This is a genomic window from Halomonas sp. A29 (assembly GCF_046723295.1).
Taxonomy (GTDB): domain Bacteria; phylum Pseudomonadota; class Gammaproteobacteria; order Pseudomonadales; family Halomonadaceae; genus Halomonas.
The window spans coordinates 339092-355978 of sequence record NZ_JAXQPR010000002.1 but is presented as its reverse complement, the minus strand read 5'-3'; the positions used below and the strand labels follow the sequence as shown (position 1 = coordinate 355978).

Genomic DNA, 16887 nt, shown 5'->3' with positions numbered 1-16887 from the left:
CTGACCTTTACTCCTCCACCTAGGCACTCCATGGACGACCAGACCCACCTGATCGTCGGCCCCGGCGCCCTGGGCCGGCTGCTGGCCCTGCACCTGACCGACGTCGCACCGGTCGTACTGGCAGGGCGACGGATGCTTCCCACCGAGCAGATCCTGACCACGCCGGAAGGTACGCAGCGCACGCGCCGGCTTGTCATGCACGAGGTCGACCGGCTGCCGCCCACGACGCCCGCTTTTCTGCACCTGACTACCAAGGCCTATGCCGCCGAAGCCGCCTATACCGCCGCCATGGCCCGACTGACCGGCACGCCGGCGCTGGTGCTGTGGCAGAACGGCTACCAGGTGCAACCCGAGCTCGACCGTCGTCATCAGGGCCCTGTGCTGTGCGCCTCGACGACCGAAGGCGCCTGGCTGAGCGGCGACCATGGCGTCTCCCACGCCGGACGCGGCATCACCTGCATTGGCGATCTTGCCAACCGTCATGCCCCCACCTGCCGCGTGTTGGCCGCCCTGCTCGGCCAGGCGGGCCTTGCCGCCGAGGCAGTCACGGACATCGACGTCCGCCTCTGGCACAAACTGGCGGTGAACGCCGCCATCAATCCGCTGGCGGCACGTTTTCGTATTCGTAACGGTCAACTACGCGACCGTCCCTTTCGACCCATGGTGGAACGGATCATCGACGAAGTGGCCACGATAATGGCCGCCGAGGGAATCGCACCTCCGGCAGCGGGCTGGCACGCGCTTGTCTGGCAGGTGGTGGGGGGAACCGCCAACAATCGCGCCTCCATGCTGCAGGACGTGCTGGCCGGGAGACCGACCGAGCGCGAAGCCATCCTTGGGCCTCTGCTGTCAGCTGCCCATCGCCACGACATCGTCACCCCCAATCTGAGCGAGCTCGACGACTTCCTGGCACGCAGTGCCCAGCCCCAGCGTTGAGGTGCAGCCTGGCTATCGCCATGTCAGGCTGCTAATCTTTTGTAATTGGCCTAGTATCTTCAAACTAGGCGTGTGTTTCGCATAGCGCTTCGCACAGGGACCACCGGTCGAGCGAACCGCATCGCACAGGGAAAATGGGGTCAGGAAACATGAGAACGTGTTTCAGAGGTGCCATCATCATGGCTACCGGCCTGACGCTCTTGCCACTCATGGCCATGGCAGAAACAGGTACACCACAAGGTGTGCACTCGCCCCTGTACAGCGAACCCGCCGCCTACACCGAAGCCTCGCACGACCTGCTGGCCTCCCTGACCATGACCCGCCTCGCGCCTGCCTACGCCGGCAAGACCAGCGACCTGATGTATCTCGACAATGGGCTCGTGCTGGAGGGAGGCGATCTTCAAACACCCGATGGCTATACCTCCGGTTTTCGTTTGACGGCGGGCTTCTCGCCGATGAACCTGCCCCGGCTCGACCTGGGTGCCGAATTCACCTATCGCGAAAGTGACGAGGTCCCGACCCGCCATGCCGATCAGGCTCTGCTGGTCAACACCACGACGCTGGGCGGAAGCTTGGTCGCCGGCGTCCGCCTGGGCCAGGTCGGCTTCTACGCCAAGTCAGGCTTTGCCGAATGGGAGGGTGATCCAGTGACCCAGGGTGAGCCGCTGTACATGGCAACCACCGGCACCGCCCGCATTCAGGGCTTCGGTGCCCGGCTGCAGCACAATCGCCTGGTGAGCCGGCTGGAGTTCGAAGAGATCGATGCTCCCAGCATGGCTCACCTGAATCTGATTACCGCCTCACTCCACTACGCCTTCTGAACATCTGCCGGGGCTGAGGCATGCCCAGCTCTCCGGCACTTTCCCCGTGTCACGGCAGCCCATGCTGACGTGTTCTATATTCAATCAGCGCTGCATGCCGACATGCGGCCCTTTTCTACATGTACTCATGATCCTGGAGTCACCACGATGAGTCTCAGAATCGGCGATACCGCGCCCGACTTCACGGCACAAACCACACAGGGAACCGTGAATTTCCATGAATGGATCGGCGACAGCTGGTGCATCCTGTTCTCGCACCCGAAGGACTTCACTCCGGTCTGCACCACCGAGCTGGGCTATATGGCCAAGCTCAAGCCCGAGTTCGACAAACGCAATACCAAGATCATCGGTCTTTCCGTGGACCCGGTGGACAACCATGCCGCCTGGGCCAAGGACATCGAGGAAACCCAGGGCACCGCACCCAACTACCCGATGATCGGCGATGACCAGCTAGAGGTCGCCAAGCTCTACGACATGCTACCCGCCGATGAACCAGGCAACGCCGAGGGCCGCACCGCCGCCAACAACGCCACGGTGCGCTCGGTGTTCATCATCGGGCCGGACAAGAAGGTCAAGGCGATGCTGGTCTACCCGATGACTTCCGGGCGAGACTTCAACGAGGTGATGCGCCTGCTCGACTCGATCCAGCTCAACGCCAAGCATACCGTGGCCACACCGGTGAACTGGCGGCCCGGGGACGATGTAATCATCCCACCTGCGGTCAGCGACGAAGAAGCGAAGAAGAAGTACCCGGAGGGCTTCACCACCATCAAGCCCTACCTACGCACCGTCAAGCAGCCTAACTGAAGCCATACAGGCTTCATTGACGACACCGCCCCGGCAACTATGCCGGGGCGGTGTCGTATGGCCAAGAACAGTAACTTTTCAGCCCGTATTGCGCAGGCCCGCGGCAATCCCCGCCATGGTCACCATCAGGGCGCGCGAAAGCTCGCCGCTGATGGCCCCGTCGGCATCGCGGTTACGCTGCAACAGCTCGGCCTGCAGGCCGTGCAGCGGATCGATGTAAGGGTTGCGTACCTCGATGGCCTGGCGAATCAGCGGCGTCTGCTCCAGCAGCTGCGGCTGGTCGAGTATAGTCAGCAGCACCGACTGCAGCCGAGTGAAGCGCTGGCGCAGCTCGGCGCCCAGCTCCTTGAGCGCCGGTTCGTCCACCAGACGCTGCTCGTAATACGAGGCAATCCCCACGTCGGCCTTGGCCAACAGCATCTCCAGCATGTCCAGGTAGGTACCGAAGAAGGGCCAACGGTCGCGCATCTCGCACAGGATCTCGAGGCCGCCCTCTTCTTCCATGCGCTTGGAGAAGGCTTCGCCGCTGCCCAGCCAGGCCGGCAGCATGAGACGGATCTGGGTCCAGGCAAAGATCCATGGGATGGCACGCAGCGTCTCCACGCCGCCATCCTGGCGTCGCTTGGTCGGACGCGAACCCAACGGCAGATGCCCCAATACGCCCTCCGGCGTCACCGCTCGGAAATAGGGCACGAAATCGGGATCCTCACGCACCACGCCGACATAGGCGCCATGCGCAATCTCGGCCAGCCGATCCATCTCCTCGCGCCAGTGGGGCTCGGGCGCTGGCGGCGGCAGCAGGGTCGCCTCCAGCACGGCGCAAGCGTAGATCTCCATGGAGCGCAGCGCGATGTCCGGCTGGCCGAACTTGAAGCGAATCATCTCGCCCTGTTCAGTGACCCGCAGGCTGCCGTTTACGGAGCCCGGCGGCTGCGACAGGATGGCGGCGTAAGCCGGACCGCCGCCGCGACCGACGGCGCCACCGCGACCGTGAAAGAGCGTCAGATCGACGCCATGACTGCGACATACCTCCACCAGACGCTCCTGGGCACGGTATTGGGCCCAGGCCGCCGCCAATTGGCCGGCATCCTTGGCCGAGTCGGAGTAGCCGATCATCACCTCCTGGCGCTCGCCGACCAGCGCCCGGTAGCCCGGCAGCGCCAGCAGCCGATCGACCACGTCACCGGCACGGTTGAGGTCGTCCAGCGTCTCGAACAGCGGGGCAATGGGCAGCGAGACGACGCCACCGACCTCCTTCATCAACAGGGCGACCGTGAGCACGTCAGAGGGCTGCGCGGCCATCGAAATGATGTAGGTGCCGAGCGCCTCGGACTGCTCGCTGGCGATCACCATGAAGGTATCGAGTACCTCGCGGGTCTCGGCCGAGCATTCCCAGCGCCGCGGGATCAGCGGTCGACGCGAGTCGAGTTCGGCCAGCAGGAAGGCCTGGCGCTGCTCTTCGCTCCAGTCGCGGTAGTGGCCAAGCCCCAGGCTCTGGGTCAGTTCCTCCATGACCAAGGCATGGCGACTCGCTTCCTGGCGAATGTCGAGCTTGGTCAAGGTGACGCCGAATACCGCCACCCGGCGCAGGGTGTCGAGCAGCGCGCCATTGGCGATGGTGTCGAGCCCGACGTCGCACAGCGAGCGATAGCAGGTCAGCAGCGGCGCGTAGAGCTGATCGCTGTTCTCGATGATCGGGCCGCCCTCGTAGCTCTTGCCATCGAGCTGAGCCTTGGCCCAGTCGCGGGTCGCCTCCACCCGCTGCAGCAAGCGCTTGAGCAACTCGCGGTAAGGCTCGGCGACGTTGCCGACCTCGGCCCGCAGCGCGCTGTTGCACTTCCACATGGAGAGTTCGGCCTTGAGCTGCTCGAGATCGCGCAGATAGAGATCCGCCGCCATCCAGCGCCCCAGCAGCAATACTTCGCGGGTCACCCGAGAGGTGACGTTGGGGTTACCGTCCCGATCGCCCCCCATCCACGAGGCGAACACGATCGGAGCGGCATCCAGCGGCAGTCGCTCACCGGCGGACTCCAGTAGCAGGCTGTCGAGATCGCGATGGAACGCCGGCACCGCCTGCCACAGCGAATTCTCGATCACCGCGAAGCCCCACTTGGCCTCGTCCACCGGCGTAGGCCGCTCGTGACGAATCTCGTCGGTATGCCAGGCCTGGCTGATCAGTTCCTCGAGGCGTCCGCGAGCACGGCTGGCCCGCTCGGGATAGTCCAGCGACGACTCGATGACGGTGAGACATTCATCGATCGCGTCGTACTTCTGGATGAGGGTGCGCCTGATGACCTCGGTGGGGTGCGCGGTCAGCACCAGTTCGACGCGCATGGTGGCCAGGCTCTCGACCAGCTTGCGGGGCGCATGGCCGGCGCTGCGAGCCCGCACCAGCAACTCGGAAAGCACCGGCTGCGAACCCGGCTTATAGTCTTCCACCCGGCGAAAACGCGCCCGGTAGTGCTGCTCGGCGATATTGGCCAGGTTGAGGAACTGGTTGAAGGCACGGGTCACCGGCAGCAGGTCGCGGTCGGGGAGTTTGCGCAGGTACTCGATCAGCTCGCGGCTGCTCTGAACGTCTCCCTGGCGGCCGCTCTTGGCCAGGCCGCGGATGGTCTCGATGCGGTCGACGAAGCCCTTGCCCAGGTCATCGGCGATGGTGCGGCCCAGGCTGTCGCCCAGAATGCGTACGTTGTCGCGTAGGGATTCGTGCAGATCGCCGCTCATGACCGATCTCCTCCTGAAGACGATTCAAAATGTCCAACTGACGTTTCGGTAACTTCGTTCTCTAGCCGCTTGGCCGCTTGCCAATGGCGCTCCATGGTATCCAGGTCGACGTCTCGGGTGGTCATGCCGTGTTCGGCCAGCGCCGTCTCCACATGGCGGAAGCGGCGCTCGAATTTGGCGTTGGTGGCACGCAGGCATTGCTCTGGATCGGCCTCGAGTGTGCGTGCAAGATTGGTCACGGCGAACAGCAGGTCGCCGACTTCCGTGGCAGCGTGGCTACGATTGCCCTCGGCCAGCGCCTGTTCGACCTCGTCGAGCTCTTCACGGATCTTGGCAATCACGCCGCTGGCGTCCGGCCAGTCGAAGCCGACCCGGGCCGCGCGCTTGGAGAGCTTGGCGGCGCGCGCCAGTGCCGGCAGGGTACGCGGCACATCGTCCAGCACCGAGACCGATACCGCATCATCGGCGGCACGTCCGGCCCGCTCCTCGGCCTTGAGCGACTCCCAGCGGCTGCTCACGTTTTCGAGTTCGACCTGACTCGCGTCGAACTGCTCGGCACTGATGCCCGGGGGGCGACGCGAGGCCAGGGTACCTTCGGGAAAGACGTGCGGATGTCGACGCAGCATCTTGGCAGTCAGGGTATGCACCACATCGTTGAAGTCGAAGCGCTCCTCTTCGTTGGCAAACTGGCTGTAGTAGACCACCTGGAACAGCAGGTCACCGAGTTCCGAGGGCAGTTCCTCCCAGGCGCGCCGTTCGATCGCATCGGCGACTTCGTAGGCCTCTTCCAGGGTATGCGGTACGATGCTGTCCCAGCTCTGCTCGAGATCCCAGGGGCAGCCTTGGTCGGGATCACGTAGCACGGCCATCAGCGTCAGCAGATCGTCGATGCCGTGTCGGATCTCGCTCATAGGCCGCTCCCCTTGCGTTTCATCCCCTTGGCACCCGCCCGCAGGCGCTGGACCTCGATCACGTTGGACAATTGCTGGATACGTGAGAAGAGCCTGCCAAGCATCTCCAGGCCATCGACTTCCACGGTAATGCGCATGCGCGCGATGCCGTCACGGGTATCGGTCAGGGTATTGACCGAGAGGACGTTGACCTTTTCGTTGCTGAGGATGGCGGTCACGTCGCGCAGCAGACCGGAGCGATCCCAGGCCTGGATCTCGATATCCACCGGATACTGGGTACGGGCGCGCTGTCCCCACTCCACCTCGATGACCCGCTGCGGTTCATCCACACGCAGTTGCAGGATGTTGGGGCAGTCCTGACGATGCACGGTGACGCCACGCCCCTGGGTGATGAAGCCGACGATCGGCTCGCCGGGAACCGGGTGGCAGCAGTTGGCCATGCTGGTCTTGAGGTTGCCCACGCCCAGTACGGTGATGTCGCTGGCGGCCCCCTTGCCCTGATCGCGGCGGGGCTTGGCCAGCAAGCGGTCGAGCTGCTCCTGATCGTCGGTCTCGCCGAACAGCTGCTGAGCCTGGTGCAGTACCTGGCCGATGCGCAGGTCGCCGGCGCCCAGCGCAGCGTACATGTCCTCGGAGCTGGCGTAGTTGACCTTGTGTGCGAGAGTGCCGAGGTCCATGTCCTCCACGTCCAGGCGCTTCATCTCGCGGTCGAACAGCGCCTTGCCCTCTTCCACGTTCTGCTCGCGGGCCTGGTGCTTGAACCAGGACTGGATCTTGGCCCGCGCCCGCGAGGTACGCACATAACCGAGGCTGGGGTTGAGCCAGTCACGGCTCGGCCCGCCCTTGCTGGCGGTGAGGATCTCGACCTGCTGGCCGGTCTTGAGCTTGTAGGTGAGCGGCACGATGCGGCCGTCTATCTTGGCCCCGCGGCAGCGATGCCCGACCTCGGTATGCACGCGATAAGCGAAGTCGATCGGCGTCGCGATGCGCGGCAGATCGATGACATGACCGTCCGGCGTGAACACGTAGATGCGATCCGGCGCTACGTCGCTGGAGAGCCCTTCGCGCAGGTCGCTGAAATCGCCGACCTCGTCTTGCCATTCGAGCACCTGGCGCAGCCAGGCGATCTTCTCCTCGTAGCTGGAACTCTTGCCACCGGTATCGTGGCCCTTGTAGCGCCAGTGGGCGCAGACACCCAGCTCCGCCTCGTCATGCATGGCAAAGGTGCGGATCTGGATCTCGAGGACCTTATTCTCCGGCCCCAGCACGGCGGTGTGCAGTGACTGATAGCCATTCTTCTTGGGGTTGGCGATATAGTCGTCGAACTCGTTGGGCACGTGGTGCCAGCGTGAATGGACCAGTCCCAGCACGGTGTAGCAGTCGGCCACTTCCGGTACCAGGATGCGTACCGCACGCACGTCGTTGACCTGGGAAAAATCGATGCGCTTGCGCTTCATCTTGCGCCAGATCGAGTAGATGTGCTTGGCACGTCCGCTGACGTCGTACTCGGTGATGCCCTGAACTTCCAGCATACCCTTGAGGGCCTCGACCACGTCGTGGATGTAGCGATCGCGATCCAGACGCTTTTCGGCCAGTTGGCGAGCGATCGCCTTGTAGTCGTCCTCGTGCAGATAGCGGAAGGAGAGGTCCTCGAGTTCCCACTTGACCTGGCCGATGCCCAGCCGATGAGCCAGCGGGGCATAGATGTCGAACACCTCGCGAGCCACCTGCAGGCGCTTCTCGCGGGGAGCATCCTTGACCTGACGCAACGCACAGGTGCGCTCGGCGATCTTGATCAGTGCCACCCGCACGTCGTCGATCATGGTCACCAGCATCTTGCGCAGGTTGTCCTGCTGGTCGTGCTGGACCAGCCCCTGGCTGGGAATCTGGGCGTTGCTGATGGCCGCCATCTGCAGCACACCCTCGATCAGGTGCGCCACTTCGGTGCCGAAGCGTCGGGCCACGGCATCGACCGAGATCAACCCTTCACGCACGGCACGATAGAGTACCGCGGCTTCGAGCGCCGGTTGATCGAGCTTGAGAAGAGCCAGGATGTCGGCCATCTCCAGGCCCATGCGGTAAGTCGTGTCCTGGGGCAGCCAGGCCTTGTGGGGGCGGTCGGCCTCCTGCGCAAGACGCTTGGCGAGTTCACAAGCCTCGTGCATTTCACCCGAGTCTCGCAGCTTGACGTCTTCCTGCAGGCGCTCCAGCCAGTGAGCGATATCGACGTCGCCATTGTCCGTCAGTGGCTGATCGTCGCGAACTTTCACCATCTCTCTAGGCTCCTTGCGATGACGGCTGCGTTGCACCGTGTTCGAGCAACAACAGGGACTCCAAGTGTGAGGTGTGCACGAACATGTCGGCCACCGCCACACGAGTGATGCGATAACCGCCATGCACGAGTCGTGCCGCATCGCGCGCCAGCGTGGCAGGGTCACAGGCAATGTAGACCACCTGCGAGACGGGGCGTTCGATCAGTGCACGACAAACCGCATCGGCACCGTCGCGGGGCGGATCCAGCACCACGGCTTCCGGTGCAAGGCGTGCGAGAAGTTCCGCCACGGCTGCCTGGTCGTTCAAGTCGAGCTGCAGGGCATCGATGGCGAGTCCGTTGCGGCTGGCATTGTGCGCAAGCCTGGCCACCATGGCGGGACTGCCCTCTGCCGCGGTGACCGAGGCACCGTCGGCGGCCAGCGGCAGGCCAAAGTTGCCGATGCCGGCGAACAGGTCCAGTACGCGCTGACTGGCAACCGGCGCCAGCCATTGCCGTGCCGTGGCCACCAGGTCACGATTGACCTGCTCGTTGACCTGCACGAAATCGCCCGGGGCAAAATCGAGCTGCAGCTCACGCTCTCCCCCAGGCAACCGATAACCAAGCGTCGGCGCCTCCCCCAGCCACTCGAGGGAGGGCTCCTGGCGACCCAGGAGGCACGCAGCGGCCACGCCGTGCACCTCGCCGAACCTGCGCCAGCGCTGCAGGTCAGCGCGGTTGTCGCGCAGTTGGCGAACCACCACCACCTGGGTCGAGTCGGCTGCAATCAGCTCCAGGTGTCCCACCTGGCGCGGCGCCTCGAGTTCGCTCAGCAGTTCCCGCAGCGGCCCGATCAGAGCCGCCAGCTCGGGAACGAGCACTTCGCAACCCTGGATATCCACCAGGCGGCTGGCATGGCGTGCACGAAAGCCGAGATGAACCTCGCCCTGTGCATCCACCTTGACGCCCAGCCGGGCGCGGCGCCGATAGCCAAGCGGCTCACCGGCCAGCAGTCCTGGCGGCTCGACCAACTCGATACCCTCCCGCGCCAACAGCTCGGTGAGCACACGGCGCTTGTGCTCTCGCTGGGCCGCCACGGCGAGATGCTGCATGTCGCAGCCGCCACACTGGCCATAGTGGGCGCAGGGTGGCTCCGCCCGCCCGGCCACCGGTTCGAGCAGCTCGCGAATATGGGCTTCGTCATAACGCTTGCGCGAGCGGTGCACGGCCACCTCGACCCGCTCACCCGGCAAGGCTCCTTCGACGAACAGGGTCTTGCCGCTGTCAGCTCGCGCCACGCCCCGGCCATCGTGGGCCAGACGCTCGATGACTACCGCAGCGTCGGCTGTCGATAGTGCTACGGGTGGGGCTCCGTCCAGCCGTCTCTGCAGCCCTGAGACGCCGGAGCGCTGGCGCGTCGGACGTCGCTTGCCAAGCATTGCCACCTCAGGCCTCCGGGGCAAACAGCCCGGTCGACAGGTAGCGGTCGCCGCGATCGCAGACGATAAAGACGATCACGGCATTCTCGGTTTCCTCGGCGATGCGCAACGCACCTGCCAGGGCACCGCCGGACGACACGCCGGCAAGTATGCCCTCCTCCCGGGCCAGGCGACGCATGTGCTCCTCGGCTTCGTACTGACCGATATCGAGCACCCGATCGACACGTGCGGCATCGAAGATGCTCGGCAGGTACTCCCTCGGCCAGCGCCGGATGCCGGCGATGCTGGCGCCATCTTCCGGCTGCAGGCCGACGATCTGGATCTCGGGGTTGCGCTCCTTGAGGTAGCGCGATACCCCCATGATGGTGCCCGTGGTTCCCATGGAACTGACGAAATGCGTGATCGTGCCCGCGGTCTGCTCCCACAGCTCGGGGCCGGTACCTCGATAATGCGCCAACGGGTTGTCGGGGTTGGCGAACTGGTTGAGAGGCTTGCCCTCGCCGCGTGCGATCATCGCCTCGGCCAGGTCGCGGGCCTCTTCCATGCCGCCCTCCTTGCTGACCGTGATCAGTTTGGCACCATAGGCCGCCATGGCCTGCTTGCGCTCGCTGGAGGCGCTCTCGGGCATGATCAGGATCAAGCGGTAGCCCTTGATCGTCGCGGCCATGGCCAGGGCGATACCGGTATTGCCCGAGGTCGCCTCGATCAGCGTATCGCCAGGCGCGATGTCGCCACGCGCTTCGGCCTGTTCCAGCATCGACAACGCGGGGCGATCCTTGACCGATCCGGCCGGATTGTTGCCTTCCAGCTTGGCCAACAGGGTGTTGTTGCGACCTGCCGTGATGCGCTTCAGCCGCACCAGCGGCGTATGGCCGACGACATCCTCGATGGTAGGAAACTGCATGTAACCGTCCTTAGGCTAACGTCTTTTCCGTAGTATATCCGCGGTGCCATCCACAAGACAGGCATGCCCCAGCAATGTGGCATACTGGTACGAAAGTCCCATGACAAAGGAATGCGGATGTCGCTCGGAAATCGCCTGACACTCTGGATCTTGTGTCTACCCTTGCTGGTGCTGCTACTCGTGGCGGTTTTCGTGCTGCACCTGGATACCGAGTGGCGTAGGTCGGCCCTCTACGACCGCGTCATGACCGCCGTCGAACAGCAGGCTCCCGAAATGGCCCTGGCCGTCATCGAGTCAGACCAGTCGCGACTGGACAGCATGGCCAGGCGTCTGCTGGACATCGACGAAGCGCGTGGCGTGGGGGTCTATTCCGACAACGGCACGGTTCAACTGGAGCTGGGCCGCAATCGCGTTCAGGTTGCAACAACGACGCCGCTCGAGAGACATCTCGATACCAGCGGCGACCTGTGGCGCCTGATAGTGCCACTGGCCCCGACAGAACTGGAGGGCAGCGTGACCAGCCGAGCCTGGCTGGAGCTCGACATCGACAGCCGCTCGCTCACCCTCGATTATTATCGACGCCTTGCCACTACAGGGCTGATCTTGCTGATCCTCGGCCTGCTGCTGTTCGTGATCGCCTCGGCTCTCGGCCGCCGCGTGGATACCAGCCTGGACGATACCGCGGAGGCGCTAAGGCGGCTACGTAGCGGTGATTTCGAAGCTCGCCTGCCCGAGGCGGGAGCCCCCGAGCTACGACGGCTGGCACGCCACGTGAACGCGCTGGGCGATGAGCTGAAGCAATCTCACGAGAACATGCAGCGCCAGATCGAGCAGACCACCACCGACCTTGAAGAGTCGATGGAAACCATCGAGATCAAGAACATCGAACTCGACCTGGCCCACCGCAGGGCGCTGGAAGCCAACCGCATCAAGTCCGAGTTCCTGGCCAGCATGAGCCATGAAATTCGCACCCCGCTCAACGGCATCGTCGGTTTCTGTCGCCTGCTGGGGCGTTCGCGCCTCGAACCACGTCAGCGCGAGTGGCTCGACCAGGTGCAGATCGCCTGCGACAATCTACTGGCCTTGGTCAACGACGTGCTCGATTTTTCGCGCATGGAAGCCGGACGACTCGAACTGGAGCGTGCTGAGCTGGACATGGTTTCGTTGGTCGACGAGGCGCTGGCCCAGCAGGCACCGTTGGCTCACCAGAAGGGACTGCACCTGCTGGGACTGGTCTACGACGATGTTCCCACGCTACTGCGTGGCGACCCGCTACGCATCCGCCAGGTGCTGACCAACCTGATCCACAACGCACTCAAGTTCACCGAGCGCGGCGAGGTCATCGTCCGGGTGATGGTCGAGGAGCAGAACACCCAGGGGCGCGCACTGCTGCGCGTCAGCATCAGCGATAGCGGGATCGGACTCACCTCGCAGGAACAGCACAGCCTGTTCCAGGCCTTTCGCCAGGCCGCTGCCAGCCACTCACGCCAGTACGGCGGATCCGGGCTGGGCCTGGCCATCAGCCGGCAACTGGTCGAGCAGATGGGCGGACAGATTACCGTGGAGAGCGAGCCGTCGCGGGGTTCGACGTTTTCCTTTACCCTGCCGCTGGATGTCGTCGACAGCAGCGAGCCCTCACCCGAAGCCATCCTCGACAACGAGCGGGTCGCCCTCTTCGAACCGCATGCCCCGACACGCCACGCGCTGAATCATCTCCTCTCACTCTGGGGAGGCCAGGTGGAGGAACTCCACCTGCCGGAGCTGTCGCCCCCTTATCCATCGCTGCTGGTTGCCGCCCTACCCACCGAGCTGAACGATCCGGTGCTCGACGAGTGGCGGGCCAGGCTGCAAGCAAGCCCCTGCCCCGTGCTGCTGCTGGTCAACGTAGCGCCACTGGAAATGCCGGACCTGCACCTGCCCAGCGGCTGCGAGATCCTGTGCAAACCGGTGTCTCGCCAGGCCCTGGCGGACGCCCTGCGCCGCTGCAGTACCGCGAAGCGTTGTCCTGCAACCGTGGAAAGACGCCGGGTGCGAGTGCTGGTCGTCGACGACAACGCCATCAACCGCCGCCTGCTGCGGGAACTGCTGCAACGCCCCGGCCTGGAACTGGTCGAGGTCGGCAGTGGTGAAGAGGCCTTGGCGTTGGCCGAAGCCCCTCCTTTCCAACTGGTCCTGATGGACATTCGCATGCCGGGAATGGACGGCATCGAGACGACCCAAGCGCTGCGCCGCCTGGGCGGATCCTGGTCGAACTGCCCCGTCATCGCGGTGACCGCTCATGCCCACGATAGCGAGCGCGAACGACTGCAGGCAGCGGGCATGCAGGAGGTGCTGGTCAAGCCGGTGGATTCCAACCGGCTCGAGGCCGTCTTGCATCGCCATATCGGCCCCGTGTCGCCACCTCTAGCGCCTGCGCTACCTGCCGCACGGGAGTCTGGTCTCGCCAGCGAACTGGCCGTCGTCGACATGGAACTCGGTACTCGCCTGGCGAACGGCAACGAAAGCCTGGCCCGTGAACTGCTGGACGAGCTCGTCGCCTCGCTGCCGGCTACCGTGAACGAAATCGGGGCTGCGCTCTCCACTGGAGATCCTGAAGCCTTGCTGGATGCCGTGCATGCACTCAATGGTGCCTGCCGCTACTGCGGCGCACCGGCACTTGCCCTGGTAGCGGAGACCTTGGAAACCCGGCTGCGCTCACGCGGAATGGCGGACGTCGACACGCTGATCGACGACCTGTTCCAGGCCATCGAACGGCTACGCGGCTGGCACACAGCAAGTCAGGGCGCGCCTTCCAGCACGACCACTGCCAATGCCAGCTCGGCCTCATCGCTCAAGGACCATAAGTGACGGGCGGCCTAGAAGCGCGCCGCCCGGGCAAGGTCGGCGCCAATGCCGATGATCATGCGTGCTCGTCGTGGGAATGGTCGTGGTCGTGCTCGTGCTCGTGCTCGTGCTCTTCCAATGAGGCGATGAACCCCGCCTCCTGACCGGCGATCATCAACCGCTTCATCTCGGCCACGGCTTCCTTGAGCCCGACGAACAGTGCCCGGGCGATGATGGCATGACCGATATTGAGCTCATGAAGCCCTGGGATCGCCGCGATCGCCTCGACGTTGTGATAGTGAAGACCATGGCCGGCATTGACCGTGAGGCCCAGCTCCAGCGCCATCTCCGTCGCTGCCGTCAGCCGTGCATGCTCTTCGCGGGCCGCCTGGCCACTGCACTCGGCATAGGCTCCGGTATGCAACTCGATCACCGGCGCCCCGGCACGCTTGGCCGCCTCGATCTGGGTAGGTTCGGGGTCGATGAACAGCGATACCTCGCAGCCTGCCGCAGCCAGCCGACGGCAGGCTGCGGCTATGGCATCGAAGCCACCGGCCACGTCCAGACCACCCTCGGTGGTCAGCTCCTCACGCTTCTCGGGTACCAGGCACACATGGGCCGGGCGGATCTCCTCGGCCAGTGCCAGCATCTCCTCGGTGATCGCCATCTCCAGGTTCATGCGCGTATTGAGCACCTCGGCGAGGATGCGCACATCGCGCTCCTGGATATGCCGGCGGTCTTCGCGCAAGTGGACCGTGATGCCATCGGCACCGGCCTCCTCGGCCAGCAGGGCCGCCTGGACCGGGTCGGGATATCGGGTACCGCGAGCCTGACGCAGGGTAGCAATGTGATCGATGTTGACGCCAAGCAGAATGCGTGGGGGGTGCATGATGGTCTCCAACTGCAGGTCAGGGGATGTGGCGATCAGTTTGAGGGGGAACGGCGCCGCTCGGCAAGCTGACGCATCAGCTCGCGCGACCGCAGCGGTCGCGAGCCGAGCAAGGGGGCAAGCGCCGCCCGTGCAATCGCCTTGGCCGGCCCGGCCAGTCCGGGGGCCGCCCAGTCGCCGCCAGCCAGCAGACGCAGGGTACGCCCGTCGAGGCCGGGTTCACCGGGTATGAAAGCCCGCGAGGCCGTATCGAAGCGATAGCGGCACTGGGGGTCGAGCTCACCGCCCTCCGGCGTGGTATATCGCGGTGCGGCATCCAGCGTATCGAGCAGGGAGAACTCCAGGCGCCGCAGCGCCACGGCACGACCATCGGGGCGCGGTAGCGCCTCGAGCAGTGCCGTATAGAAGGCGAAGACTTCCGGCGCAGGCAGTTCCACCGGCAAGGTTCGCGTCAGCAGTTCGTTGGCATAGAGGCCGCACAGCAACCCCTCGCCCGCCAGCAGTGCCGCAGCACCTCGGCTCTCCATCAGGCGCAGGCGCTTGAGCTCCCCCTCTCCCACCCAGGTCACGTGCAGCGGAGTAAAGGGCTGCAGACGCCCGCGCGAACGTGACCCGGGGCGCTGTACGCCCTGGGCCACCGCACGCACGCGACCATGTTCGAGGGTCAGCAGCTCGACCAGCGCGCTGGTCTCGCGGTACGGGCGTCTGTGGAGAAGAAAGGCCGGCTGCGGCTGCATGGTGGGTCGCCTGAACGAAGGAGGGGCAAGCGCAGACAGGTTGGGGTCAGTCCAGGTCGTAACCCAGGCTCTTCAGCGCCCTCTCATCGTCCGACCAGCCGCGCTTGACCTTGACCCACAGGTTGAGCATCACCTTGGCGTCCAGGGCACGCTCCATGTCGAGCCGAGCCTCACGGCCGATACTCTTGATCCGCTCGCCCTTGTCACCGATGAGAATTTTCTTCTGGCCATCACGCTCCACCAGGATCAGGGCGCTGATGTGCACCACCCTGCCCTCGTCGCGAAACTCCTCGATCTCCACCGTGACCTGGTAAGGCAGCTCATCGCCGAGCTGGCGCATGATCTTCTCGCGCACCAGCTCCGCCGCGAGGAAGCGCTGGCTCCGGTCGGTGATCTGGTCGTCCGGAAAATGGTGGATGCCTTCCGGCAGGTGCTTGGCCACCTCCGCCTCCAGCTCCGGCACGTTGGTGCCATGCTTGGCGGAAAGGGGAATGATGGCGGCGAATTCGCGCCGCGCTCCGACCTCGGCAAGCCATGGCAGCAGCGTGCTCTTGTCTTCGAGCCGGTCGACCTTGTTCACCGCCAGGATCACCGGTGCCTCGACGTGCTCAAGCCGCGTGAGCACCACCTGGTCCTCTTCGGTCCAGCGGGTGCGGTCGATGATGAAGACCACACAGTCGACGTCGCGCAGGGCCTGGGTGGCTGCCTGGTTCATGAAGCGGTTGATCGCCTTGTTGCGATCGCGGCCCAGGATGTGAATTCCCGGCGTATCGACATAGATGAACTGTGCTTCACCTTCGGTCTTGATGCCCATCACCTGATGCCGGGTGGTCTGAGGACGACGTGAGGTGATCGAGATCTTCTGGCCGAGGATGCGGTTCATCAGAGTCGACTTGCCGACATTGGGACGGCCGACGATGGCCACGAAGCCACAGGTTTCGCTCATGATTTCTGCCCTTTACGGTTCTCGAGCTGGAGCAGCGCGAGTTCGGCGGCCTGCTGCTCGGCATGGCGACGGCTGGAGCCGGTACCCAGTGTATGGGAGTCCAGCAGCTCGATGTGGCACTCGACGGTGAAGGTCTGGTCGTGGGCCTCGCCCTCCACCGAGACCACCTCATAGCGCGGCAGCGGCGACTGGCGCGACTGCAGGAATTCCTGCAGCCGGGTCTTGGGATCCTTCTGGGTGTCCTGCAGATCGATCGCCTCGAGACGCTCGGCATACCAGGCCAGCACGCGGGTGCGCGCCACGTCCATCCCGGCATCGAGATAGATGGCACCGAGCACGGCCTCGACCGCATCGGCCAGAATCGAGTCACGCCGGTGCCCGCCACTCTTCATCTCGCCGGAGCCCAGGCGCAGGCATTCGCCGAAGGACATTTCCCGGGCCAGCTCGGCCAGTGTCTGGCCACGCACCAGGCGTGCACGCAAGCGCGAAAGCTGTCCCTCACGGGCCTGAGGAAAGCGCTCGTACAGCGCCTCGGCGATAACGAAATTGACGATGGAGTCGCCGAGGAATTCCAGCCGTTCGTTGTTCTGCCCCCCGAAGCTGCGGTGGGTCATGGCCAGCTCCAGCAGCGAGTCGTCGCGGAAGGTATGGCCGATACGGCGGCTGAAAGCGGTAAGGGATTTGCTCACGAAATTC

The 16887-nt window shown here is 64.6% G+C and carries 13 protein-coding genes; 4 read left to right on the top strand and 9 right to left on the bottom strand.

The features are described 5' to 3' along the window. Nucleotides 1–30: 30 nt before the first annotated feature. The 3 genes from SPH52_RS05040 (at nucleotide 31) to SPH52_RS05030 (ending at nucleotide 2564) form a co-directional block, all read left to right on the top strand. Nucleotides 31–936, top strand: a complete 906-nt coding sequence (locus tag SPH52_RS05040; protein ID WP_411793899.1) for a ketopantoate reductase family protein — start codon at nucleotides 31–33, stop codon at nucleotides 934–936. 179 nt (nucleotides 937–1115) lie between these two features. After that, the gene (locus SPH52_RS05035) at nucleotides 1116–1757 is read left to right on the top strand and encodes a hypothetical protein (protein WP_411793898.1); all 642 of its coding nucleotides are present in this window, start codon (nucleotides 1116–1118) and stop codon (nucleotides 1755–1757) included. 147 nt (nucleotides 1758–1904) lie between these two features. Then, nucleotides 1905–2564, top strand: a complete 660-nt coding sequence (locus SPH52_RS05030) for a peroxiredoxin (protein WP_411793897.1) — start codon at nucleotides 1905–1907, stop codon at nucleotides 2562–2564. Between the two features lie 78 nt (nucleotides 2565–2642). On the opposite strand, the gene ppc is transcribed toward SPH52_RS05030, so the two are convergent. The 5 genes from ppc to cysM are packed head-to-tail and all read right to left on the bottom strand — an operon-like array spanning nucleotide 2643 to nucleotide 10796. Continuing rightward, nucleotides 2643–5291 carry a phosphoenolpyruvate carboxylase gene (gene ppc, locus SPH52_RS05025; RefSeq protein WP_411793896.1) on the bottom strand — a complete coding sequence of 883 codons (2649 nt, stop codon included), beginning with the start codon at nucleotides 5289–5291 and terminating at the stop codon, nucleotides 2643–2645. Beyond that, the gene (gene mazG / locus SPH52_RS05020) at nucleotides 5288–6202 is read right to left on the bottom strand and encodes a nucleoside triphosphate pyrophosphohydrolase (RefSeq protein ID WP_411793895.1); all 915 of its coding nucleotides are present in this window, start codon (nucleotides 6200–6202) and stop codon (nucleotides 5288–5290) included. Before mazG ends, ppc begins: the two co-directional genes overlap by 4 nt. Continuing rightward, on the bottom strand, nucleotides 6199–8475 hold the full coding sequence (gene relA / locus SPH52_RS05015; protein ID WP_411793894.1) for a GTP diphosphokinase: 2277 nt from the start codon (nucleotides 8473–8475) through the stop codon (nucleotides 6199–6201). The genes mazG and relA overlap by 4 nt, the downstream gene beginning before the upstream one ends. Nucleotides 8476–8479: 4 nt before the next feature. Next, nucleotides 8480–9898, bottom strand: a complete 1419-nt coding sequence (locus SPH52_RS05010; protein WP_411793893.1) for a TRAM domain-containing protein — start codon at nucleotides 9896–9898, stop codon at nucleotides 8480–8482. A gap of 1 nt (nucleotide 9899) precedes the next feature. Next, a complete protein-coding gene (gene cysM, locus SPH52_RS05005; RefSeq protein ID WP_411793892.1) occupies nucleotides 9900–10796 on the bottom strand; it encodes a cysteine synthase CysM in 897 nt (298 codons plus the stop codon). A 117-nt stretch (nucleotides 10797–10913) separates the two neighbouring features. Here cysM and SPH52_RS05000 point away from each other — a divergent pair, with 117 nt between their 5' ends. Continuing rightward, nucleotides 10914–13643, top strand: coding sequence for an ATP-binding protein (locus tag SPH52_RS05000; RefSeq protein WP_411793891.1), 2730 nt, complete (start codon nucleotides 10914–10916; stop codon nucleotides 13641–13643). Between the two features lie 52 nt (nucleotides 13644–13695). Here the strand turns inward: SPH52_RS05000 and pdxJ are convergent, their stop codons facing one another. From pdxJ to rnc, 4 genes are read right to left on the bottom strand one after another with little or no spacing between them, the layout of a single operon-like run. Next, entirely contained in the window at nucleotides 13696–14508 is an 813-nt protein-coding gene (gene pdxJ, locus SPH52_RS04995) for a pyridoxine 5'-phosphate synthase (protein WP_411793890.1), read from the bottom strand. 35 nt (nucleotides 14509–14543) lie between these two features. After that, the gene (recO, locus tag SPH52_RS04990) at nucleotides 14544–15245 is read right to left on the bottom strand and encodes a DNA repair protein RecO (protein WP_411793889.1); all 702 of its coding nucleotides are present in this window, start codon (nucleotides 15243–15245) and stop codon (nucleotides 14544–14546) included. Between the two features lie 46 nt (nucleotides 15246–15291). Continuing rightward, nucleotides 15292–16191: a GTPase Era gene (era, locus tag SPH52_RS04985; RefSeq protein WP_411793888.1), complete on the bottom strand. Its 900-nt coding sequence runs from the start codon at nucleotides 16189–16191 to the stop codon at nucleotides 15292–15294. Next, a complete protein-coding gene (gene rnc, locus SPH52_RS04980) occupies nucleotides 16188–16880 on the bottom strand; it encodes a ribonuclease III (protein WP_411793887.1) in 693 nt (230 codons plus the stop codon). Before rnc ends, era begins: the two co-directional genes overlap by 4 nt. Nucleotides 16881–16887: the final 7 nt, after the last annotated feature.